We start from the raw sequence: 20,906 nt of genomic DNA on the forward strand, positions 1-20,906 counted from the left end.
CATGAATACCTGCCAGGTACGACTACAGGCACGCGAGGAAGTGGCCGGCGGCACGATGGCGTTTCATTTTCAGCGGCCAACCGACTTTGCTTTCAAGGCCGGTCAGGCGATTGATCTGATTCTTCCCGCCGCCGTGGCGGCCGACGGGGCAAACCAACGGCATGCATTTTCTCTCGTGAACGCGCCGTTTGAGAACGAGCTGGTGATCGCGACACGCATGCGCGACAGCGTTTTCAAGCGGGCACTCAAGATGTTTCCCATTGGCGGGCAGGTGGAAATAGAAGGGCCTTTCGGTTCCCTTACCCTGCATAACGAGCGCGCGCGGCCGGCGATATTCATCGCGGGTGGCATTGGCATTACCCCGTTCATGAGCGTGCTGCGCCAGGCGACGCATGATCGACTGCCGCAGGAGATGGTGCTGCTCTATTCCAATCGGCGTCCCGAAGATGCGGCGTTTCTTCTGGAACTGCAAAACCTTGCGCGGCAGAACGCCAATTTCCAGCTGTTGCCGACCATGACGGAGATGGATAAATCCGATAGGCCGTGGCAGGGGGAAACCAGTCACATCAGCAAAGAGCTGTTAAGAAAAACCATGAACGGTCTTCAGAAACCGGTTTTTTATGCAGCGGGACCTCCCGGCCTGGTCGCGGCCATGCGCGAGGTGTTAAATCGCGTCGGTGTCAATGACGACGACATTCGCAGCGAGGAGTTTTACGGGTACTGAGCAGTCGTCGCTACAGTTTTCAAGAGAAATAGCGCGCTAGCCCAATTGGCTTGGACGCAATTAGCTATCAAAAAAGAAGCGAGAAGGTCTTTTAGATATTGATCTCGAAGCGCGCATCGCCCATGTCCCGGTTCAGGGGCTTTAGCGCGGTCATGATGGCCTTGTCTTCGGCGTTTTCCCACAGGGCAATCACTTCGCGCTCGGCGCTGTAATCGTCTTCAGCGAGCTCTTCGGGTGTCAGGTCGCCGAGCAGCGAGCGTGCCAGCATGCAGGCTTGCAGCGCGGGCACCACATAGTCGGGGCCGCCGACGCCAAGCTCCAGCGCCATGCGAAAGCGCAGTTCGGCGGCGCTGCGCTGGGCCGCACTCAGGCCGGTGGCATCGACCATTTTGACGGTATAGGTTTGGGCTTTTTCACTCATGGGGTGTTCCTTGCTGATTTTGTTGCCGGGGCCGCTGGGGAGGGCGCCTTGAAGGGGCTGCGCCTTTCCAGATCGTCCAGGTAGTTGTCTATGCCCGCGCCTTCGCGTTCCAGGAAGCGCTCGACTGCATCCGCAAACGCCGGATGCGCCAGCCAGTGCGCGCTGGTGGTTTTCACCGGCAGCAGGGCGCGGGCCATCTTGTGCTCGCCCTGGGCGCCGCCTTCAAAACGCTGGAAGCCATGGTCTATGCACCACTGCAGCGGCTGGTAGTAGCAGGCTTCAAAATGCAGGCAGTCCACACGGGCCAGCGCGCCCCAGTAGCGGCCGTAGGCGGTCAGGCCTGACGAGGCATCTTGTGCGTTGTTTTGGCCTCCAGCCCTTTCCGGATATGCGCTGATAGCTATCAAACTGCTAGCAATTGGCTGGCGTTTGCCGCCCGCGCCGGTGTGCTCGGCGACAAACAGCAGCCAGTTCTCCGGCATGCTGTCCTGCATGCGCCGGAAGAAGTCGCGGCTGAGGTAGGGCGCGTTGCCGTGCTCGTAGTAGGTGCGCTCGTAGCAGCGGTAGAAAAAATCCCAGTCGGCGTTGCTGATGTCTTTGCCCAGCGACCAGCGGAAGCTGATGCCGGCGTCAAGCACCTTGCGGCGCTCCTGGCGGATTTTCTTGCGCTTTTCCTGGCTCAGCGACATCAGGAAGTCGTCGAAGTCGCGGTAGCTATTGTTCTGCCAGTGGAATTGGACGGTATGGCGCAACATCAGTCCGGCTTCTTCGCAGGCCGCTACGTCTTCGTCGGCGCTGAACAGCAGGTGCAGCGACGACAGTTTTTCCTCCTCGCACCAGGCCAGCAGCGCCTTGAGCAGCCGCAGGCGCTCGGCGGCGTTGCGCGCCAGCAGCCGGGCGCCGGGCACGGGCGTGAAGGGCACGGCGACCACGGCCTTGGGGTAGTAGGCCAGGCCGTGCTGCGCGTAGGCATTGGCCCAGGCGTGGTCAAACACGTATTCGCCGTAGGAGTGGTCCTTGAGATACAGGGCGCAAGCGCCCGCCAGGGTGCTGCCCCGCCAGAGCGTGACAAAGCGCGGCGTCCAGCCGGTGTCTGGCGCGGCGCAGCCGCTTTCGTGCAGCGCGGCCAGGTATTCGTGGCGCATGAAGGGGCTGGGGGCGCCGTCCGGGCTCTGCGCGGCGAGCAGCGCATTCCACTGCTCGCCAGGGACCTCCAGCGGCGAATCCAGCACGCGGATGACATAATCGTTTGAGCTGTTTTTCACGTGTCTTATTGTGCTATTTGTGCTGTTCTGGGGTTGATTTCTACATGCCACTCAAAATTTGCGTTGCCCAACTGAACTACTGCGTGGGCGACATGCCGGGCAATGCGCAAAAAATCATTGATGCGGCCCGCACGGCCTATGCGGACGGCGCGCGGCTGCTGCTGACGCCCGAGCTGGCGATTTGCGGCTATGCGGCCGAAGACCTGTTTTTGCGCCCGTCGTTTATCCAAGCCTGCGATGATGCCGTGAATCGGGTGGCCCATGAGCTGGCCGGGTTAAAAGGCCTGACGGTGGTGGTGGGCACGCCCACCCACGGCGACAACGGCAAGGGCCTGCGCACCAAAAGCGTGGAAGTGCAGCAGCGCCACAACGCCGCCAGGGTGCTGCGCGAGGGCCGCATCATTGAGACCTACGCCAAGCGCGAACTGCCCAATTACCAGGTGTTTGACGAGCGCCGCTATTTCACGCCGGGGCAGGGCACCTGCGTGTTTCAGGCCGGCGAGGGGGCCGAGGCCATCAGTGTCGGCCTGCTGATCTGCGAGGACGCCTGGTTCGAGGAGCCGGCGCGGCTGGCCAAGGCGTCGGGCGCCGAGCTGCTGGTGGTGATCAACGCCTCACCCTTTCACGTGGGCAAGGGCGGTGAGCGCGAGCTGATGATGCGCAAGCGGGCACTGGCGACCGGCCTGCCGCTGGTGTATGCGCACCTGGTGGGCGGGCAGGACGAAATCGTGTTTGAAGGCCACTCGTTTGCGCTGCAGGCCGATGGCACGCTGGCCGGGCGGGCCGAGAGTTTCAAGGAGAATCTGTTTGTAGCCCAGGCAGAGCGGGTGCAGGAAGCTATTAAATTGATAGCGAATATTGAACCCGAGCGCAGCAACGAGGCCGACCTGTGGGACGCGCTGGTGCTGGGCGTGCGCGACTACCTTGGCAAGAACGGCTTTCCGGGGGCGATTCTGGGCTTGTCCGGCGGCATTGACTCGGCGCTGGTGCTGGCGATTGCCGTGGATGCCCTGGGCGCCGACAAGGTGCGCGCGGTGATGATGCCTTCGCCCTACACGGCCGATATTTCATGGCTGGACGCGCGCGAGATGGCCCAGCGCGTGAAGGTGCGCTACGACGAGATTTCCATCGTTCCCGAATTTGAAGCTTTCAAGGCCTCGCTGGCCCATGAGTTCAAGGGCCTGAAGGAAGACGCCACCGAAGAAAACATCCAGGCGCGCATTCGCGGGGTGTTTTTGATGGCGCTGTCCAACAAGTTCGGCTCGATTGTGCTGACCACCGGCAACAAGAGCGAAATGGCCACCGGCTACTGCACGCTGTACGGCGACATGGCGGGCGGCTTCGCGGTCATCAAGGACCTGCTGAAAACCTCGGTCTTCCGCCTGGCGCGCTGGCGCAATGCCAACGATCCTTATGGCACAGGCCTCAACCCGATTCCCGAGCGCATCATCACGCGGCCACCCAGCGCCGAGCTGCGCCCCGACCAGACCGACCAGGACAGCCTGCCGCCCTACGAGGTGCTGGACGCGATCCTGGAGCGCTACATGGAGAACGACCAGGGCGTGGAGGCCATCGTCGCCGCCGGGTTTGACCGCGCATTGGTCGTGCGCGTGGCCCAACTGATCAGGATCAATGAGTACAAGCGCCGCCAGGCGCCCGTCGGCATCCGGGTCACGCACCGCAGCTTCGGCAAGGACTGGCGCTATCCGATCACCAGCAAATTTCGGGCATAAGCCGCCAGGCCGGGCGCAGTTTTTTCATCCGCGTTACATTCCAAGCATTCTTAAAATTCATACTTTAGACCTACGGAGCAATCTCAGTGAAACAAATTACCGCCGTCCTCAAGCCCTTCAAACTCGAAGAAGTCCGCGAGGCGCTGGCCGAATGCGGCGTGACCGGCCTGACCGTGACCGAAGTCAAGGGTTTTGGCCGCCAGAAGGGCCACACCGAGCTGTACCGCGGTGCCGAGTACGTGGTGGATTTCCTGCCCAAGGTCAAGGTGGAGGTGGTCGTCAAGGAGGGCGACGTGGAACGCTGCGTCGATGCCATCGTGCGTGCGGCACGCACCGGCAAGATCGGTGACGGCAAGATTTTCATCACCAGCGTGGAGCGCGTGGTGCGCATCCGCACCGGGGAAGAAGACGAAACCGCGGTCTGATTGGGCCCCCACGGTCACTCACTGTGTGTAGCTCCCTGCCCCCCGAGGGGGCCGTCGCTTGCTCGGGGCGGCCCTTCGCGGCGCGGTAGCCCCCACGGTCGTTCACTGCGTGTAGCTCCCTGCCCCCGAGGGGGCAGATTTTTCTTGCGGGCGGCCCTTCGCTGCGTTCGCTGGCCGCAGCGCTTGGGTGGGTTGTGTCAGATCTGGTCCAGCCGATCGGTGGGCGCTGTCATGCCGGCAGCCTGAACCAGCGCCTCCAGAAGCGGCTCTACTTCGCTGCCGGTGCGGATCAGCCCCATCTGCCAGTCCGACATGAAGCCGGACGTCACGGCCGACTGCAGGAAGCTCAGCAGGCTGTCGTAATAGCCGCCCAGATTGAGCAGGCCCACGGGCTTGTTGTGATAGCCCAGCTGGCGCCAGGTCCAGACTTCAAAAAATTCTTCCAGCGTGCCAATGCCGCCGGGCAGGGCCAAAAAGGCATCGGCATGCTCGGCCATGATGCGCTTGCGCTCGTGCATGTTGTCGACAACGTGCAATTGGGTGCAGCCGGTGTGGGCCCATTCCTTTTCCACCAGCGCCTTGGGAATCACGCCAATCACCCGGCCGCCCGCGGCCAGGGCCGCGTCGGCCATGATGCCCATCAGGCCGTTGTGGCCGCCGCCGTAAACCAGCTGGCCGCCATGTGTGGCGATCCAGGTGCCGATCTGGCGGGCCACCGCGGCGAATTCTGCCTGGTTGCCCAGGCGCGAGCCGCAGTACACACACAATGAAAAGGCGGGTTGTTTCATAGGGGTCGGTTCAGTCATGGCGTTGATCGGGGCACTTCGAAAATCAGGCGGCAAAACGGTGAAACAGCGCCATCGCCCAGGTGCCCGCGCAGAGCAGCAGGCTCAGCAGCACGGCGGCGCTGCCCATGTCCTTGGCGCGTTTGGAGAGGTCGTGCCATTCGGGGCCTATGCGGTCGATGGCGGTTTCTATGCCGGTGTTGAGCAACTCGACAATCATGATGAGAACGACCGTGCCGGCCAGCAAAACGGTTTCCACCCAGTTGCGGCCCAGCCAGAAGGCGGCGGGAATCAGCACGATGGAGGCGATGGCCTCCTGGCGAAAAGCCGTTTCGTTCCAGCCGGCGCGCAGTCCGGCCATGGAGTAGCCGGCGGCATGCCAGACGCGGCTCAGGCCCTTGCGGCTTTTTTGCGGGTTGACCGGCGCATCGCCGGGCAGGGGGTTGCCGGCGCTATTTGGTGGAGGGGCTGAGGTGGGCGTTGAAAGCGGGACGGGTTCGGTCATGAGGGGATTGTCTCGCAGCTTTGTGGCAGTTTGCGCTCAGGGCTGATCGGGTGCGGTGGCCTTGCTGCCTGCCTGGCGCTTCGCTTTGGCGGGAGCCACCCAGGTGACCAGCCGCGTGCCGGCCCAGGCGTCGTGCCAGAACTGCTTTTGCGGATGAAAACGCGCCAGAATTGCCCAGATAGGCACCCAGCCCAGGGTCAATACAGCCCCTTCCCGGGCCGGCAAATTCAGCAGCCAGCTCAGCGCCAGCGGCGGCAAAAACCACAGCCAGCTCAAGGCATAGCGCAGCAAGGCGCGGGTTTGGGTGATGGGTGCGCCATGCACATCTACCACGCGGATGTTCCAGGTTTTCATGGCCAGCGTCTGGCCTTTGGCCCAGAACCAGACGAAATAGATGCCGAAAATGACAAACAGAAAGGCCTGCTGCGCATGCCGGTTGTCCAGCGCGTGGCGGGTCTGGCTCAGGGTGCTGAACAGGTAGTCGGCGATGAAGGCCACGCCAAACATCAGCATGCCTTCGTACATCCAGCAGGCCATGCGCCGGGGGAGGGACGGTGTTTGTGGATTGGGAACTATCAATTTTGTAGCTGTAAGTTGGCGACAGCCGTGGGCTGCAGCACTGATTGAGGAATAAAACCGGGCCAGCTGCACCCTGGCGGTTCGTCGTCAGTGCTGGGGTACCGCGCCAGGTATGTCGGCGGCCGTTTGACCAGCCGGCGGCACGGCCGGGCTGGCGGCTGCCGGCGCAGGGGAAGGCGTGATTTTAGGCGCAGCCTTGACGCCTGGTTTGCCGTTGTGGGGCGGGACTGCGGCCAGCTTTTGTGGCGACACGGGCTTGACGGCCGTGGCGGCGCCAGCCGGCTTGGGGCTGGCCTTGGCCGCCAGCTTCTGCTTTTCTTCGGGGCTCAGGGCCTGGTAGGTCTGCCACTTGGCCTTCTTCTCTTCGGGTGTCAATTGCTTGGACAGCTCCTTGGTTTTGCCAAAGTTAAGTCGTGCCTGGGCGCGCTGCTGCGGGCTGAGGGTGACCCACTCGTTCATGCGGCTGTGCATGGTGGCCTGGCCTTCGGGGGAGAGCGAAGGGTAGTTTTTGGAGATTTCCAGCCATTTGCGCTTTTGCGGCTCACTGGTGGTGTTCCAGCTGGAAGCCAGCGGCATGAGCGCCTGCTGTTGCATGGGCGTGAGTTCCGCCCAGGAGGGACCGGAAGGTGCCGCTTTGGCGGATGCGGCGACGGAAGCCTTGCCCGCTACGGGCGCGCTGGGGGCCGTAGCTGGCTTGGGGGCTTGGGCAAAGCTGGCGGCACTGAAGGCCAGCAGGATGCTGGACGCCAGCAGCAGCGCCTTCAAAACACGGGCCGCCGGCATCTGCCTCATTCCCCGGGGCTGGCGGCGGGATTTGGGGGGCAATGGCGCAGAGGTAAAGACTGCGTGCGCGGTCATTGGACGGTGGGTGCCTGGCGTGTGGCCTTGAGGAACTGGACAAAACCGGGGTCCGCGAATGCGGCCGGGGGCAGCTCATCGGTCAGCAGTGCCACGTCCACCTCGGCCAGCTCCCGGGCGCGGTTGTCGTTCTGGATCGAATTGATGACGAGCAGGCCAACCACCAGGGCAATGAGCGGCAGCACCGAGCCAATGCGGGACCACCAGCTCAGGCCGTCATCCGAGCCCCAGCTGAGTGCCGCGCTACCGCCAGCGTTGACCACGCCGCCAGCGGTTTCGGTTTTTGCAATTTTGCGCTGGGAAATAGCCCGGGAGCGGGCGGCACGCAGGCGCTCCGAAATGTCGTAAGGCAGGTCAGCCACGCCTTCGGACAGGTAGGAGGCGGCTTTCAGGCCGAAACGCTCTTGCAGGATGTCTGCTCTTTGCTGTAGTGAATTAGTCATAGTTTTATCCCTTTGGCACTCAGCGCTTTACTGAGGGCCTGAACCGCGCGGGAGCAGTGTGTTTTGACGCTGCCTTCCGAGCAACCCATGGCTGCCGCGGTTTCCGCCACATCCATTTCCTCCCAGTAACGCATCAGAAACGCTTCCCGTTGACGGCCGGGCAACTCCTTTACCTGCAACTCAATCTGGTGCAATATCTGCGCCCGCTCCGTGGCGTCCTGGGCGCTTTCTGTTCCCTCTGAGTTGGTCAGGGTCTCCAAAGTTTCCAAAAGATCAAAATCGCCGTCTTCTCCGGCCGATTCGAAGTCGCTCATGTTGGAAAAAAGGGCGTTCCGGGTCTTGCGGCGGCGAAACCAGTCCAGCGTGGTATTGGACAGAATCCGCTGGAACAGCATGGGCAGCTCGGAGGCGGGCTTGTCGCCATAGTGCTGTGCCAGTTTCATCATGCTGTCCTGAACGATGTCAAGCGCAGCCTCCTCGTCCCGCACGTGGTAAATGCTGCGTTTGAAAGCCCGTTTTTCAACGTTCTTCAGGAAATCAGATAGTTCTTGTTCAGTTGCCAACGGTATGGTTTTCCGGTTCGTCCAGCGCTGTCGTGCTTGCGGTCTGCCGATGCCGCTCAAGTCATGCGCACCAGGCTTGCTATTCGAGGATACAGCTGGAAAATTATCGCATCACGGCCAGCCCGGCCGGGCGCCTTTTCGGCCTGTGCGGCCATTGTGCAACGCGAAATGTCATAATATGGCTGCAATTCAAAAGGCAAACGGGTCATGGCTCGGCGGATTATGTTTCTGCTTATGGTCCTGGTCTCAAGTTTCGACGCCGCTTCACGAGAGTGGGCGAAGAGGCACCCAAGGTATTTCGTTAGAGAAATTCACAAAGGTTCATCATGGAAATCTCCAAGGCGGAAATTGCTTCCGCGGCAGCCGCATCTGCCACTACCAACCCTCAGGAACTCCGGGGCGCAGAAATCCTCGTGAAGGCGCTCCAGGCCGAAGGTGTCAAGCACATCTGGGGTTATCCGGGCGGCGCAGTTCTCCACATCTACGACGCTTTTTACAAGCAGGACACGATCCAGCATGTGCTGGTACGCCACGAGCAGGCCGCCGTGCACGCCGCCGATGGCTATGCGCGTGCCACCGGTGATGTCGGCGTGGCGCTGGTCACCTCCGGTCCGGGATTGACCAATGCCGTGACCGGTATTGCCACCGCCTATATGGACAGTATCCCGATGGTCATCATCAGCGGCCAGGTTCCGACGGCGGCGATTGGCCTCGATGCCTTCCAGGAATGCGACACCGTGGGCATCACGCGCCCCATCGTCAAGCACAATTTCCTGGTCAAGGACGTGCGTCAGATGGCCGAAACCATGAAAAAGGCCTTCCATATCGCCCGCAGCGGCCGCCCTGGCCCGGTGGTGGTGGATGTCCCCAAGGACGTGTCTTTCAACAAAACGCTGTACACCGGCTATCCGCAGAGCGTTGAAATGCGCTCCTACAACCCCGTGCGCAAAGGCCACGCGGGACAAATCCGCAAGGCGCTGCAGCTCTTGCTGACGGCCAAACGCCCCTACATCTACACCGGTGGCGGCGTGATCCTCAGCAATGCCTCGCAGGAGCTGCGCACGCTGGTGGACATGCTGGGTTACCCCTGCACCAACACCTTGATGGGCCTGGGCTCTTACCCGGCCAGCGACAGGAAATTCCTCGGCATGCTGGGCATGCATGGCACGATTGAAGCCAACAACGCGATGCAGCACTGCGACGTGCTGCTGGCCGTGGGCGCCCGGTTTGACGACCGCGTGATTGGCAACCCCAAGCACTTCGCACAAAACGAACGCAAGATCATTCATATCGACATTGACCCTTCGAGCATCTCCAAGCGCGTCAAGGTCGACATTCCCATCGTGGGCGATGTCAAGGACGTACTGACCGAGTTGATCTCCATGATCAAGGAGTCCGGTCTCAAGCCCGATGCCAATGCCCTGGGCGGCTGGTGGGACACCATCGAAGGCTGGCGCAAGCGCGACTGTCTGAAGTACAGCCTTGGCAACGGCGACGTGATCAAACCACAGTACGTGGTTGAAACCCTGTGCAACATGACCAAGGGGGTGGACACCTACATCACCTCTGACGTGGGCCAGCACCAGATGTGGGCGGCGCAGTATTACAAGTTTGACGAGCCACGGCGCTGGATCAACTCGGGCGGCCTGGGCACCATGGGCGTGGGCCTTCCCTATGCCATGGGCATCAAGCTGGCCAAACCCGACTCGGAAGTGTTCTGCATTACGGGCGAAGGTTCGATTCAAATGTGTATTCAGGAGTTGTCAACCTGCCTGCAATACAACACGCCGGTCAAGATCGTGTCACTCAACAACCGCTATTTGGGCATGGTGCGTCAATGGCAGGAAATCGAATATGCGGGCCGCTATAGCAGCAGCTACATGGACGCGTTGCCTAATTTTGTGAAGCTGGCCGAAGCCTACGGCCATGTGGGCATGCTGATTGAAAAACCGCAGGATGTGGAGCCCGCGCTGCGCGAAGCGCGCAAGCTCAAAGACCGGACGGTGTTCATGGACTTCCGGACCGACCCCACCGAAAACGTGTTTCCGATGGTGCAGGCCGGCAAGGGCATCAATGAAATGTTGCTGGGGTCGGAAGACCTTTAATGACATTCAAGTCGCTGAAGTTCATTCATTAACCGTCACCCTGACGAATCTATTGCCTGCCGAGCCTGCGCATTACCGTGCGCAGGGGAGGGCAGCGAAAAGAGGAATCTTCTTATATGAAACACATCATTGCAGTTTTGCTGGAAAACGAGCCGGGTGCTCTTTCCCGCGTCGTCGGCCTGTTCTCGGCCCGCGGCTACAACATTGAAAGCCTGACCGTCGCACCGACTGAGGACGCCAGTCTGTCGCGCATGACGATTCAAACCACCGGTTCGGACGATGTGATCGAGCAGATCACGAAACACCTGAACCGCTTGATTGAAGTGGTCAAGGTGGTCGACCTGACCGAAGGTGCCTACACCGAGCGCGAGCTCATGATGGTGAAGGTGCGGGCGGTCGGCAAGGAGCGCGAGGAGATGAAGCGCATGGCTGATATATTCCGCGGGCGGATTATTGACGTGACCGAAAAGAGTTACACGATTGAATTGACGGGCGACCAATCCAAAAACGATGCGTTTCTGGAGGCCATTGACCGCAGTGCAATCCTGGAAACGGTGCGAACCGGCTCAAGCGGCATTGGCCGGGGCGAGCGAATTCTGAGGGTTTGAGGTTGCCGAAAACAAGGCTGGGACATCGCTTGCGGCGGTTTTGCCGGATTTGATGAACTTATTTTTCTGATTTATTTGAGATTACTTAGGAGCGACAGATGAAAGTTTTTTACGACAAAGATTGTGATTTGAGCTTGATCAAGGGCAAGACTGTAGCCATCATTGGTTACGGCAGCCAGGGCCATGCCCACGCTCAGAACCTGAACGACAGCGGCGTGAAGGTCGTGGTCGGCCTGCGCAAGGGTGGCGCTTCCTGGCCCAAGGTTGAAAAAGCCGGTTTGCAAGTGGCGGAAGTCGCTGATGCCGTCAAGGCCGCTGATGTGGTCATGATTTTGTTGCCCGACGAGCAAATCGCTGCGGTCTACAAAAATGACGTGGCGCCCAATATCAAGCAAGGCGCATCGCTGGTGTTTGCACACGGTTTCAACGTGCACTACGGTTTTGTCCAGCCTCGCGCTGACCTCGACGTGTGGATGGTGGCTCCCAAGGCGCCCGGTCACACCGTTCGCGGTACCTACGCGCAAGGCGGCGGCGTGCCTCACCTGGTGGCTGTGCACCAGGACAAGTCCGGCAAGGCCCGTGACCTGGCACTGTCCTACGCCATGGCCAACGGCGGCGGCAAGGCTGGCATCATCGAAACCAACTTCCGCGAAGAAACCGAAACCGACCTGTTCGGCGAGCAGGCGGTTCTGTGCGGCGGTACGGTTGAGCTGATCAAGGCTGGCTTCGAAACGCTGGTGGAAGCCGGCTACGCCCCAGAAATGGCTTACTTCGAGTGCCTGCACGAGTTGAAGTTGATCGTGGACCTGATCTACGAAGGCGGCATTGCCAACATGAACTACTCCATCTCGAACAACGCCGAGTATGGCGAGTACGTGACCGGCCCGCGCATCGTGACCGAGGACACCAAGAACGCCATGCGCGCTGTGCTGAAGGACATTCAGACCGGCGAATACGCGAAGAGCTTCGTGCTGGAAAACGCCGCTGGCGCACCAACGCTGATCAGCCGCCGTCGACTGAACGCTGAGCACCAGATCGAAGTCGTGGGCGAGAAGCTGCGCGCCATGATGCCCTGGATCGCGAAAAACAAGCTTGTCGACCAGTCCCGCAACTGATTTTCGGGTCTAATCAGGACTCGTCCTGCAAAAAAGCCGCGCAAGGGTCTTGCGCGGCTTTTTTAATGGTGAACAAAAATGGCGGGAGTATGAACGCCCATGGTAGATGGCTAGATGGCGCACTGAATTTGTCGGGGCATCGGACTTGGTATCCTTGAATCCGGAGCACCAAGGGGCATTTTCCAGACGGGGTTTGATTTCCGTGCAGCGTTCCTGCCGATTGATTTGCTATTTATTTGATAGCTATTTGCGCGCACCAGTCGTGCGTGGGGAGTGATTTTATGCATGATGGCGAAGAGGCCGCTTCAATGACCGAAGAGGTCGTGCCGCGCAAGCGCCGCAAGGGCATTTACATATTGCCCAACCTGTTTACGCTGGCCGCGTTGTTTGGTGGCTTTTATGCCATCGTCATGGCCATGAACGGGCGGTTCGATCAGGCCGCTATCGGCGTGTTTGTCGCCATGGTGCTCGACAGCCTGGACGGCAGGGTCGCCCGCATGACCAATACCCAGAGCGCATTTGGCGAGCAGATGGACTCCCTGTCGGACATGGTGTCTTTCGGGGCTGCCCCCGCATTGATCGCTTACGTATGGGCCTTGACCAGCCTGGGGCGCTGGGGCTGGATAGGCGCCTTTGTCTACTGCGCTTGCACCGCATTGCGCCTGGCCCGCTTCAATGTCAATACGGCCGTGGTTGACAAGCGCTTTTTCCAGGGCCTGCCTTCGCCGGCCGCCGCCGCCCTGGTGGCGGGTTTTATCTGGTTGATGACTGACGCAGGCATCAGTGGCGTGGAAGTGCGCTGGGTCACCTTCGCTCTGACGCTTTACGCCGGCCTGACCATGGTGACCAACGTGCCGTTTTACAGCTTCAAGGACGTGCAGATGAAGCGCAGCGTGCCGTTTGTCGTCATCGTGCTGATTGCGCTGGCGATTGCTATCATCAATATTCACCCGCCGACCGTGTTGTTTGGGCTGTTTGTACTTTACGGCCTGTCAGGTTATGTGCTGTATGGCTGGCGCAAAGCCAAGGGCTTGCAGACCAGCGTGATCTCCACGTCCACCGACGAGCCGGATGAGCGCGGCCTTCACAAATAAATTGTGGTACATTGACCGCATGAAACGAATTTCGCTAGCACTACTGCTATCTGCCAACGGGCGGAGACGGTAGCGCACGCGTACACCTGATTCAACGGCCCGTTTGCACCAGCAACGGGCCGTTTTTGTTTTTGGGTTGCTGGTTTTTTTGTAATCTTTGGGGTTGACGAGATGACCATGTTGAAAACACCTTCCAGCAAATACAAACCCTTCGCGCCAGTCCGGCTGGGCGACCGCACCTGGCCCGATGCCGTGCTGACAAAGGCGCCCATCTGGTGCAGCGTGGACCTGCGTGACGGCAACCAGGCGCTGATCGAGCCCATGGACATTCCCCGCAAGCTCAGGATGTTCGAGACCCTGGTGAAGATCGGCTTCAAGGAAATCGAAGTGGGCTTTCCCTCTGCCTCCCAGGTGGAGTTCGACTTTCTCCGCCAGTTGATAGATGGCAAGTTGATTCCCGACGATGTGACGATCCAGGTGCTGACCCAGGCGCGTGAGCCGCTGATTCGTCGCACTTTCGAATCGCTCAAAGGCGCCAAAAAAGCCATTGTTCACCTCTACAACGCCACCGCCCCGGTCATGCGCCGTGTCGTGCTGGGCATGGACGAGGACGAGATCGTTCAGCTCGCGACCGACAATGCGCGCCTCTTCCAGCAGTTGGCCGCCGAGCAGCCCGGTACGCAGTGGACCTTCCAGTACTCGCCAGAGATGTGGTCGGGCACCGAACTGGCTTTTTCCAAACGCGTTGTCGATGCCGTGACCGAGGTCTGGCAGCCGACACCCGAACGCAAATGCATCATCAACCTGCCGTCCACGGTGGAGCATTCCACCCCCAACATTTTTGCGGACATGATGGAATGGATGCACCGCCACCTGGCCAGGCGCGACGCCATCGTGATTTCGGTGCATCCCCACAATGACCGCGGCACGGGCACCGCGGCCGGCGAACTGGCCTTGATGGCGGGCGCCGACCGGATTGAAGGTTGCCTCTTCGGCAACGGCGAGCGCACCGGCAACGTGGACCTCGTGAACATTGCGCTCAACCTTTACACGCAGGGCGTGTCGCCCGGGCTGGATTTCTCCGAAATTGACGAGATCCGCCGCACGGTGGAGCATTGCAACCAGTTGCCCGTGCATCCCCGCCATCCCTACGCGGGCGATCTGGTCTACACATCGTTCTCGGGCTCGCACCAGGATGCGATCAAAAAAGCCTTTGCCGCGCGCAAGGACGGCGATGTTTGGGACATGCCTTATTTGCCGATCGACCCAAAAGACCTGGGCCGCAGCTACGAGGCCGTCATTCGCGTCAATAGCCAGTCGGGCAAGGGCGGCATCGCCTACCTGCTTGAAAGCGAGTTCGGCCTTGAACTTCCGCGCCGTCTGCAAATCGAGTTCAGCCAGGTGGTGCAGGGCGTGATGGACGCGACCGGCAAGGAATTGACGGGGAAAGATATTTTTGCGCTGTTTGAAAAGGAATACGGCGTGCAAACCATTGCCGCGCCACAGCGCCTGGTGATTGAAGAGACCGGAAAAACCGGTGGCGAATCCTTCCATATCAAGGCGGAGGTTCAGCTCGCGGACCGCCGCCACCCCATTGAAGGCACGGGCACCGGGCCCATAGATGCCTTTGTGGCGGGCCTGGCGGAGGCGACGGGCCACACCCTTCGCGTGCTGGATTACCACGAGCATGCCATCGGGGCCGGCGCGGGCGCACAGGCCGTGGCCTACCTGGAATTGCGCATCAACGACCAGACGCTTTTTGGCGTCGGCATGGACGGTAACATCGTGTCGGCATCGCTCAAGGCCATCGTCTCAGGCCTGCAGCGCAGCAGGGTCGGCCAGCCTGCCGGCGAAGCTACCATCACGCATTGACCCTCTTCACGATCACTCAAAACCCAGAGCGCCCAGCGCAGCAGGAGCCCCCATGACCGACAAACTCATCATTTTTGACACCACCTTGCGCGACGGCGAGCAGTCGCCCGGCGCTTCCATGACCAAGGATGAGAAGCTGCGGATTGCCCGCCAGCTGGAGCGGCTGAGGGTTGACGTGATTGAAGCCGGTTTTGCCGCCAGCTCCAACGGCGATTTTGAGTGTGTCAAGTCCATTGCGGAAGTCATCAAGGACTCCACCATTTGCTCGCTGGCCCGTGCCAACGACCGCGATATTTCGCGTGCGGCTGAAGCGCTCAAGCCGGCGAATTCGGGTCGCCTGCATTTGTTTTTGGCAACCAGCCCGCTGCACATGGAGAAGAAGTTGCGCATGACGCCTGACCAGGTGTTTGAGCAAGCCAGACTCTCGGTGCGCTTCGCACGTAACCTCATGGCGGACATTGAGTTCAGCCCGGAAGATGGCTATCGCTCTGACCCTGACTTCCTGTGCCGGGTCCTCGAAGCCGTGATCAGCGAGGGCGCCACCACCATCAACGTGCCCGACACGGTGGGTTATGCCATTCCCGAGCTGTATGGAAATTTCATCAAAAACCTGCGTGAACGCATCCCCAACAGCGACAAGGCGATCTGGTCCGTGCATTGCCACAACGACCTTGGCATGGCGGTCGCCAACTCCTTGGCAGGCGTGAAGATTGGCGGTGCACGGCAGGTGGAATGCACCATCAACGGTTTGGGTGAGCGTGCCGGCAACTGCTCGCTTGAGGAAGTGGTAATGGCCGTCAAAACGCGCAAGGACTACTTTGGTCTTGAGCTGGGCATCGATACGCACCACATCCTCGCGGCCAGCCGCATGGTCAGCCAGACCACCGGTTTTGTGGTGCAACCCAACAAGGCCGTGGTGGGCGCAAATGCTTTCGCCCATGCTTCCGGCATCCATCAGGATGGTGTCCTCAAGGCGCGCGACACCTACGAGATCATGCGTGCGGAGGATGTGGGCTGGACCGCCAACAAGATCGTGCTGGGCAAGTTGAGCGGCCGCAATGCGTTCAAGCAGCGTTTGCTGGAACTGGGCGTTGCGATGGAAAGTGAAGCCGACATCAACAACGCCTTTGCCCGGTTCAAGGACCTCGCCGACCGGAAAAGCGAGATTTTTGACGAAGACATTCTTGCGCTGGTCAGTGATGACGGCGCGGCTCATGAGAGCGACCAGTACGGCTTTGTGTCCTTGTCGCAGCACAGTGAAACCGGCGAGCGCCCTCAGGCGAGCGTGGTGTTCACCGTGGCAGGCAAGGAAGTCAAAGGCGAATCGGACGGCAATGGGCCGGTCGACGCTTCCCTCAAGGCCATCGAGTCACTCGTCAAAAGCGGTGCGGAGATGGTGCTCTATTCCGTGAACGCCATCAGCGGCTCCACGGAGAGCCAGGGCGAAGTGACGGTACGCCTGCAAAACAGCGGTCGCGTGGTGAATGGCGTGGGGGCCGATCCCGATATCGTGGTGGCGTCGGCGAAAGCCTACCTTAGCGCGTTAAATAAACTTGAAAGCAAAGCTGACCGGGTTGCTGCGCAGGGTTGATGCGTCGAGTTGTTGTAAATTGTCTTTTAAATTCAATGACTTAGATGGATTGTCTGGTGCGGATGGCGGTTTCGTCGTCAAAAACACCGTCAACTGAGCGTTTTTTTAGGAAAGTCACGCAAGTTTTTGATATTGCGTGACTTTTTCTATTTGGATACACTTCAGGCATTCTTTTCATTGCAATTCCATGCAGGCAATAACCACCATGTCTAATCAGATTTTCAATCGTGCATTAAAAATCGTTGGATTCCTGGCTCTATCTGCGGCATTTGCAGTCCCGGCGGCCGATGCTGCCACTGCCAAGCGCGTGATTGTGAAAAAGCACCACGTCACGAAGGCAGCCGCCTCCAAAAAGGTGGTGGCCACCCGGAAAAGCATGCGCTTTGAAGCTGCAGGCCGGCGCCAAAGCGTTATTCACGCTTATATTCCCGCCAAACCGTCTTTTGGCCAGATCGCCGGCCTGCACAGTGCACAGGATCCGCTGGACCTGAAATCCAGCGTGGCCCTGGTCATTGACCAGGACACGCGTGAAGTGCTGCTTAGCAAAAATGACCATGCGGTACTGCCTATTGCATCGCTGACCAAATTGATGACCGGTGTCATCGTCAGTGGCGCCAAGTTGCCGATGGACGAAATGATCACGGTGACACAGGATGATGTTGATACCGAAAAAGGCAGCAGTTCACGGTTGCGTGTGGGCACTACGCTGACGCGCGGAGAATTGCTGCATCTGGCCCTGATGTCCAGCGAAAACCGTGCGGCGCATGCCTTGGGTCGTACTTACCCCGGCGGCTTGGCAACGTTTGTCAGTCTGATGAACGCCAAAGCCAAGATGTTGGGCATGAACGACACCAGCTATGTGGAGCCAACAGGCCTGTCCAGCCGGAACCAGTCCAGCGCACAGGATCTGGCCACGCTGGTCAATGCCGCACATGGCGACCCCATGCTGCGCGAACTGACGACCTCGCCGGGTTACCAGGTTGCCGTCGGCAAGCGTACGCTGCAGTACAACAACACCAACCGTCTGGTGAAAAATCCGGAGTGGGACATCGGGCTGCAGAAGACCGGCTATATCTCTGAAGCTGGCCAGTGCCTGGTGATGCAAACCAAAATTGCCGGCCGCAAGCTGATCATGGTTTTTCTGGATTCCGCCGGCAAGCTGAGCCGCTTGGGCGATGCCGAGCGTGTGCGTCGCTGGGTAGAGTCCAATCCCGTGGCCGAGCATAAGGTCCAAATCAGCGCGTCAGCCAAGCAGATCGATGGCTAAGGTTAACTGTTGAGGTCGATCTTGCCGTTCGGGCTTCAAACGACGGCATAAGCTGAGGCTTCCGATTGCTATGGTATCTATAGCTGCTAACGCAGAGGATACGAGCGGTCGGGGCCTTTTTTATTTGGGTTTGTAGCCCAGCGCGGCTGAAATCTCATTGGCCGTCGCCTGCAGTTTGGGCAGCCAGTGCTCATCAAGTCGATCGGCCGGGGCTGAAATGGACAGGCCGGCGACCAGCCTGTTCTGGTCGTCGTAGATGCCGGCGGCCATACAGCGCACTCCCAGTTCCAGCTCTTCGTTGTCGCGTGCGATACCGTATTGCCGTGCTTTCGAGAGCTCACGCTCCAGGACAGGCAGCTGGGTGATGCTGTTACGGGTCTGTCCCGACAAGCCGGTGCGCGTGGCATAGGTTCGCAAGCGCTGAGGATCATCGAAGGCGAGGAACAGCTTGCCCACGGAGGTCAAATGCAGCGGCGCCCGGCCGCCGATCGCACGCACCACCTGCATGCCGGAACGCTCGCTGTAGGCACGCTCCACGTACACGATTTCATCGCCCTGGCGCATGCTCAGGTTGACGGGTTGCTGGGTCAGCTTGTGCAGCTCGCGCATGGGCGCAAGGGCGGCATCGCGGACATTCAGTCGGGCCTTGACGAGATTGCCCAGTTCCAGAAGACGCATGCCCAGCCGGTAGTTGCCGGCAACCGGACGGTCCACAAAGCGCCCCGTCGCCAGATCGTTCAGGATACGGTGCGCCGTGGAGGGGTGAAGCCCGGATTTTTCGCTGATCTCCTTGAGTGACACCGCCTCCTCGCGATTGGCCAGAATCTCGAGCAAGGTGAACATGCGTTCGATGACTTGAACGGTTGGGGTGGCGGGAACGGTGCTGTCGGGCTTTTTCATGTGCAGACTTTCTGCCCCGAATTTTACACTGTGAAATAAAGCACTTCCACTGAGGCTGTTTCAGGGTCTGCTGTCCCGTTGATCGGCGCGCTTGCCTGGTCGTCTTATGTCGCCGTACTGGTGGAGAGCACCCAGCGCCCATCAAGCAATATTTCATTGGGCCGGAACCCGGTCTTGTAATTCATCTTCTGACTTTCGGCGATCCAGTAGCCCAGGTATACATAGGGCAGGCCAAGGCGCTTGGCCTGCTCTATTTGCCAGAGCACACTGTAATTGCCGTAGCTGGCGCGGGCGTCCGGGTCATAAAACGTGTAGACCGCAGAAATGCCGTCTTCCAGCACGTCAAGGATGGAGACCATCTTGAGCGCGCCGGCCTCACCGTTGGGAAGGCTTTCTCGAAACTCCACCAGGCGTGAGTTCACACGGCTTTGCAGCAGGAATTGCGTGTATTGATCAATGCTGTCATGGTCCATGCCGCCACCGGCATGGCGGCCGTTCTGGTAGCGCAGGTAGAGCTGGTAGTGCTCTGGCATGAAACACAATTTGAGGATGCGTGCATGCAGCGTCTGATGTCGGTTCCAGGCACGGCGCTGGCTGCGATCCGCCTTGAACGTGTTGACAGGCACGCGCAGCGGTACGCAGGCCTGGCATCCATCGCAGTAAGGGCGGTAGGTGAACATGCCGCTGCGACGGAAGCCGTTGGTCACGAGGTCCGAATAGGCATCGTTATGGATGAGGTGGCTGGGCGTGGCGACCTGCGAACGGGCTTGTTTGCCCGGCAGGTAACTGCAAGGGTAGGGCGCCGTTGCATAAAACTGCAAGGTTTGCAGGGGCAGGTCTTTGAGGTGCGTCACGGTGGTGTCGGCGTCAAAATCTGAGTCCAGTATACGGGCTCGAACAACCAGTGTGGGGCGCTTTTATTGATGTTCCGGGCAAGATGCGATACGAATTCTGCCCGGCTGATTTCGGCCGCTCCGAGCGATGCCAGATGCGGGGTGTTTTGCTGGCAGTCGATCAGCGGGATATGCTGCGCACGGCAAAAAGCCACCAGTGCGGCCAGTGCGATCTTGGAGGCGTTGCTTCGGTGTGCAAACATGGATTCGCCAAATACCACACGCCCCAGATTGACACAGTAAAGGCCTCCAGCCAGCTCGCCATCTATCCATGTTTCCACGCTGTGGGCATGCCCTGCACTATGCAATGCGCAGTAGGCCTGCACCATGTCGGGAACAATCCAGGTCCCAGGCTGGCCTGCTCGAGACTTGCTTGAACAGGCGTTGATGACTTGCTCAAAGGCGCTGTCAAACCTTATTTCGCAGCGCGAATCCTTTCGGAAACTATTCAGGCTCTTTCGCAAGGTTCGGTGCAGCTTGAAGTGGGCGGTCTGCAGCACCATGCGAGGATCGGGGCTCCACCATAGTATGGGTTGGCCCAGACTGAACCACGGGAAGATGCCTTGTGAGTAGGCATGAACCAAGGTGGGAGTGTCCAAGGCTGCGCCAGCCGCCAGCAGGCCAGGCGCGGGGTCCTGGTAGCCCCAAGCACTTTGCAGAGGCGGAAAGCTTTCCCCGGCAGCAAGCCAGGGTATGGGGCGCGGTGGCTTTCTCATGGTTTGGACGGTTTGATTGAGCGGATCAAAAAAACGAATCCATCTCGGTTGGTATGGGGCAATGGTAGCTGCGCAAGTTTTTTTGTGGGAGCTTTGCTAATCCCATTGTCAGGTGCTTGCATGTAAGTGCTATAAATTCGATAGCTATAGGTCCATATAAATTAAAGGCTGTGATGGGGTTATTTGCTGAGTTTGTTGAGAGGGGAACGCTATGTCGCCGTGCTGGCTTGCAAAGAAAGAGTCGAACGATCGGTCGAGAATATGAAAACGTGAAAAATCACGCTATAATTTGAGGCTTCATTCCTCAATAGCTCAGTTGGTAGAGCGCCGGACTGTTAATCCGTAGGTCCCTGGTTCGAGCCCAGGTTGAGGAGCCAGATAAAAAAGGCCTTGCGCGAAAGTGCAAGGCCTTTGTATCCTAAGTGCAGGTCGTTGTGCTTGGTC

General features: G+C 59.6%; 21 protein-coding genes and 1 tRNA gene. 11 read left to right on the forward strand and 11 right to left on the reverse strand.

All coding sequences use genetic code 11. The annotated features are described in order from the left end of the window. Position 1 precedes the first annotated feature (1 nt). On the forward strand, positions 2-724 hold the full coding sequence (locus PJE01S_RS07505; protein WP_068832523.1) for an FAD-dependent oxidoreductase: 723 nt from the start codon (positions 2-4) through the stop codon (positions 722-724). Positions 725-815: 91 nt separating this feature from the next. Here PJE01S_RS07505 and PJE01S_RS07510 read toward each other — a convergent pair whose 3' ends face one another. Beyond that, the gene (locus PJE01S_RS07510; protein ID WP_068832524.1) at positions 816-1,145 is read right to left on the reverse strand and encodes a hypothetical protein; all 330 of its coding nucleotides are present in this window, start codon (positions 1,143-1,145) and stop codon (positions 816-818) included. Continuing rightward, entirely contained in the window at positions 1,142-2,410 is a 1,269-nt protein-coding gene (locus PJE01S_RS07515) for a GNAT family N-acetyltransferase (protein WP_068832525.1), read from the reverse strand. Before PJE01S_RS07515 ends, PJE01S_RS07510 begins: the two co-directional genes overlap by 4 nt. A 44-nt stretch (positions 2,411-2,454) precedes the next feature. On the opposite strand from PJE01S_RS07515, the gene PJE01S_RS07520 reads away from it, so the two are divergent. Together PJE01S_RS07520 and PJE01S_RS07525 are read left to right on the forward strand one after the other, a co-directional pair. Next, on the forward strand, positions 2,455-4,143 hold the full coding sequence (locus PJE01S_RS07520) for an NAD+ synthase (protein WP_068832526.1): 1,689 nt from the start codon (positions 2,455-2,457) through the stop codon (positions 4,141-4,143). A gap of 86 nt (positions 4,144-4,229) precedes the next feature. Further along, entirely contained in the window at positions 4,230-4,568 is a 339-nt protein-coding gene (locus PJE01S_RS07525; RefSeq protein WP_068832527.1) for a P-II family nitrogen regulator, read from the forward strand. Between the two features lie 197 nt (positions 4,569-4,765). On the opposite strand, the gene PJE01S_RS07530 is transcribed toward PJE01S_RS07525, so the two are convergent. The 6 genes from PJE01S_RS07530 to PJE01S_RS07555 form a co-directional block, all read right to left on the reverse strand. Continuing rightward, positions 4,766-5,356: an LOG family protein gene (locus PJE01S_RS07530; protein ID WP_068832528.1), complete on the reverse strand. Its 591-nt coding sequence runs from the start codon at positions 5,354-5,356 to the stop codon at positions 4,766-4,768. Positions 5,357-5,399: 43 nt separating this feature from the next. After that, on the reverse strand, positions 5,400-5,858 hold the full coding sequence (locus tag PJE01S_RS07535) for a diacylglycerol kinase (protein WP_084389414.1): 459 nt from the start codon (positions 5,856-5,858) through the stop codon (positions 5,400-5,402). Between the two features lie 36 nt (positions 5,859-5,894). Further along, positions 5,895-6,437 carry an RDD family protein gene (locus PJE01S_RS07540; protein WP_281178573.1) on the reverse strand — a complete coding sequence of 181 codons (543 nt, stop codon included), beginning with the start codon at positions 6,435-6,437 and terminating at the stop codon, positions 5,895-5,897. An 87-nt stretch (positions 6,438-6,524) separates the two neighbouring features. Next, on the reverse strand, positions 6,525-7,220 hold the full coding sequence (locus tag PJE01S_RS07545) for a DUF3106 domain-containing protein (protein ID WP_245660664.1): 696 nt from the start codon (positions 7,218-7,220) through the stop codon (positions 6,525-6,527). Between the two features lie 71 nt (positions 7,221-7,291). Then, on the reverse strand, positions 7,292-7,738 hold the full coding sequence (locus tag PJE01S_RS07550) for a DUF3619 family protein (RefSeq protein WP_068832531.1): 447 nt from the start codon (positions 7,736-7,738) through the stop codon (positions 7,292-7,294). Next, the gene (locus tag PJE01S_RS07555) at positions 7,735-8,301 is read right to left on the reverse strand and encodes an RNA polymerase sigma factor (protein ID WP_068832532.1); all 567 of its coding nucleotides are present in this window, start codon (positions 8,299-8,301) and stop codon (positions 7,735-7,737) included. The genes PJE01S_RS07550 and PJE01S_RS07555 overlap by 4 nt, the downstream gene beginning before the upstream one ends. Positions 8,302-8,627: 326 nt before the next feature. On the opposite strand from PJE01S_RS07555, the gene PJE01S_RS07560 reads away from it, so the two are divergent. From PJE01S_RS07560 to pbpG, 7 genes are all read left to right on the forward strand, one after another. Beyond that, on the forward strand, positions 8,628-10,406 hold the full coding sequence (locus tag PJE01S_RS07560) for an acetolactate synthase 3 catalytic subunit (RefSeq protein WP_068832533.1): 1,779 nt from the start codon (positions 8,628-8,630) through the stop codon (positions 10,404-10,406). Positions 10,407-10,522: 116 nt separating this feature from the next. Further along, positions 10,523-11,014, forward strand: coding sequence for an acetolactate synthase small subunit (ilvN, locus tag PJE01S_RS07565; protein ID WP_068832534.1), 492 nt, complete (start codon positions 10,523-10,525; stop codon positions 11,012-11,014). 98 nt (positions 11,015-11,112) lie between these two features. After that, entirely contained in the window at positions 11,113-12,129 is a 1,017-nt protein-coding gene (gene ilvC / locus PJE01S_RS07570; protein ID WP_068832535.1) for a ketol-acid reductoisomerase, read from the forward strand. A gap of 281 nt (positions 12,130-12,410) precedes the next feature. Further along, positions 12,411-13,223 (forward strand): CDP-diacylglycerol--serine O-phosphatidyltransferase, encoded by an 813-nt coding sequence (gene pssA / locus PJE01S_RS07575; protein WP_068832536.1) that lies wholly within the window; start codon positions 12,411-12,413, stop codon positions 13,221-13,223. A gap of 177 nt (positions 13,224-13,400) precedes the next feature. Next, positions 13,401-15,095: a 2-isopropylmalate synthase gene (gene leuA / locus PJE01S_RS07580; protein ID WP_068832569.1), complete on the forward strand. Its 1,695-nt coding sequence runs from the start codon at positions 13,401-13,403 to the stop codon at positions 15,093-15,095. Between the two features lie 52 nt (positions 15,096-15,147). Beyond that, entirely contained in the window at positions 15,148-16,686 is a 1,539-nt protein-coding gene (locus tag PJE01S_RS07585) for a 2-isopropylmalate synthase (protein WP_068832537.1), read from the forward strand. A 205-nt stretch (positions 16,687-16,891) separates the two neighbouring features. Beyond that, the gene (gene pbpG / locus PJE01S_RS07590; protein ID WP_068832538.1) at positions 16,892-17,953 is read left to right on the forward strand and encodes a D-alanyl-D-alanine endopeptidase; all 1,062 of its coding nucleotides are present in this window, start codon (positions 16,892-16,894) and stop codon (positions 17,951-17,953) included. A gap of 120 nt (positions 17,954-18,073) precedes the next feature. On the opposite strand, the gene PJE01S_RS07595 is transcribed toward pbpG, so the two are convergent. The 3 genes from PJE01S_RS07595 to aat all read right to left on the reverse strand — a co-directional run bounded on the left by PJE01S_RS07595 (position 18,074) and on the right by aat (position 20,462). Further along, entirely contained in the window at positions 18,074-18,853 is a 780-nt protein-coding gene (locus tag PJE01S_RS07595; RefSeq protein ID WP_068832539.1) for an IclR family transcriptional regulator, read from the reverse strand. A gap of 104 nt (positions 18,854-18,957) precedes the next feature. Next, entirely contained in the window at positions 18,958-19,707 is a 750-nt protein-coding gene (locus tag PJE01S_RS07600; RefSeq protein WP_068832540.1) for an arginyltransferase, read from the reverse strand. After that, positions 19,704-20,462 (reverse strand): leucyl/phenylalanyl-tRNA--protein transferase, encoded by a 759-nt coding sequence (gene aat, locus PJE01S_RS07605; RefSeq protein WP_068832541.1) that lies wholly within the window; start codon positions 20,460-20,462, stop codon positions 19,704-19,706. The genes PJE01S_RS07600 and aat overlap by 4 nt, the downstream gene beginning before the upstream one ends. Before the next feature lie 301 nt (positions 20,463-20,763). Between aat and PJE01S_RS07610 the strand changes: the two genes are divergently transcribed. Then, positions 20,764-20,839 (forward strand) — tRNA-Asn (locus tag PJE01S_RS07610). The last annotated feature ends 67 nt before the right edge of the window (positions 20,840-20,906 follow it).

The organism is Polaromonas jejuensis NBRC 106434 (assembly GCF_001598235.1).
Taxonomy (GTDB): Bacteria; Pseudomonadota; Gammaproteobacteria; order Burkholderiales; family Burkholderiaceae_C; genus Polaromonas; species Polaromonas jejuensis.

Excerpts from the sequence above, each read along its gene's own strand:
- ilvC (WP_068832535.1), top strand. The coding sequence starts at position 11,113 with ATGAAAGTTTTTTACGACAAAGATTGTGATTTGAGCTTGATCAAGGGC.
- PJE01S_RS07510 (WP_068832524.1), bottom strand. The coding sequence starts at position 1,145 with ATGAGTGAAAAAGCCCAAACCTATACCGTCAAAATGGTCGATGCCACC.
- aat (WP_068832541.1), bottom strand. The coding sequence starts at position 20,462 with ATGAGAAAGCCACCGCGCCCCATACCCTGGCTTGCTGCCGGGGAAAGC.
- ilvN (WP_068832534.1), top strand. The coding sequence starts at position 10,523 with ATGAAACACATCATTGCAGTTTTGCTGGAAAACGAGCCGGGTGCTCTT.
- PJE01S_RS07535 (WP_084389414.1), bottom strand. The coding sequence starts at position 5,858 with ATGACCGAACCCGTCCCGCTTTCAACGCCCACCTCAGCCCCTCCACCA.
- PJE01S_RS07560 (WP_068832533.1), top strand. The coding sequence starts at position 8,628 with ATGGAAATCTCCAAGGCGGAAATTGCTTCCGCGGCAGCCGCATCTGCC.
- PJE01S_RS07550 (WP_068832531.1), bottom strand. The coding sequence starts at position 7,738 with ATGACTAATTCACTACAGCAAAGAGCAGACATCCTGCAAGAGCGTTTC.
- pbpG (WP_068832538.1), top strand. The coding sequence starts at position 16,892 with ATGTCTAATCAGATTTTCAATCGTGCATTAAAAATCGTTGGATTCCTG.
- PJE01S_RS07505 (WP_068832523.1), top strand. The coding sequence starts at position 2 with ATGAATACCTGCCAGGTACGACTACAGGCACGCGAGGAAGTGGCCGGC.
- PJE01S_RS07545 (WP_245660664.1), bottom strand. The coding sequence starts at position 7,220 with ATGCCGGCGGCCCGTGTTTTGAAGGCGCTGCTGCTGGCGTCCAGCATC.
- leuA (WP_068832569.1), top strand. The coding sequence starts at position 13,401 with ATGTTGAAAACACCTTCCAGCAAATACAAACCCTTCGCGCCAGTCCGG.
- PJE01S_RS07595 (WP_068832539.1), bottom strand. The coding sequence starts at position 18,853 with ATGAAAAAGCCCGACAGCACCGTTCCCGCCACCCCAACCGTTCAAGTC.
- PJE01S_RS07585 (WP_068832537.1), top strand. The coding sequence starts at position 15,148 with ATGACCGACAAACTCATCATTTTTGACACCACCTTGCGCGACGGCGAG.
- pssA (WP_068832536.1), top strand. The coding sequence starts at position 12,411 with ATGCATGATGGCGAAGAGGCCGCTTCAATGACCGAAGAGGTCGTGCCG.
- PJE01S_RS07520 (WP_068832526.1), top strand. The coding sequence starts at position 2,455 with ATGCCACTCAAAATTTGCGTTGCCCAACTGAACTACTGCGTGGGCGAC.
- PJE01S_RS07530 (WP_068832528.1), bottom strand. The coding sequence starts at position 5,356 with ATGAAACAACCCGCCTTTTCATTGTGTGTGTACTGCGGCTCGCGCCTG.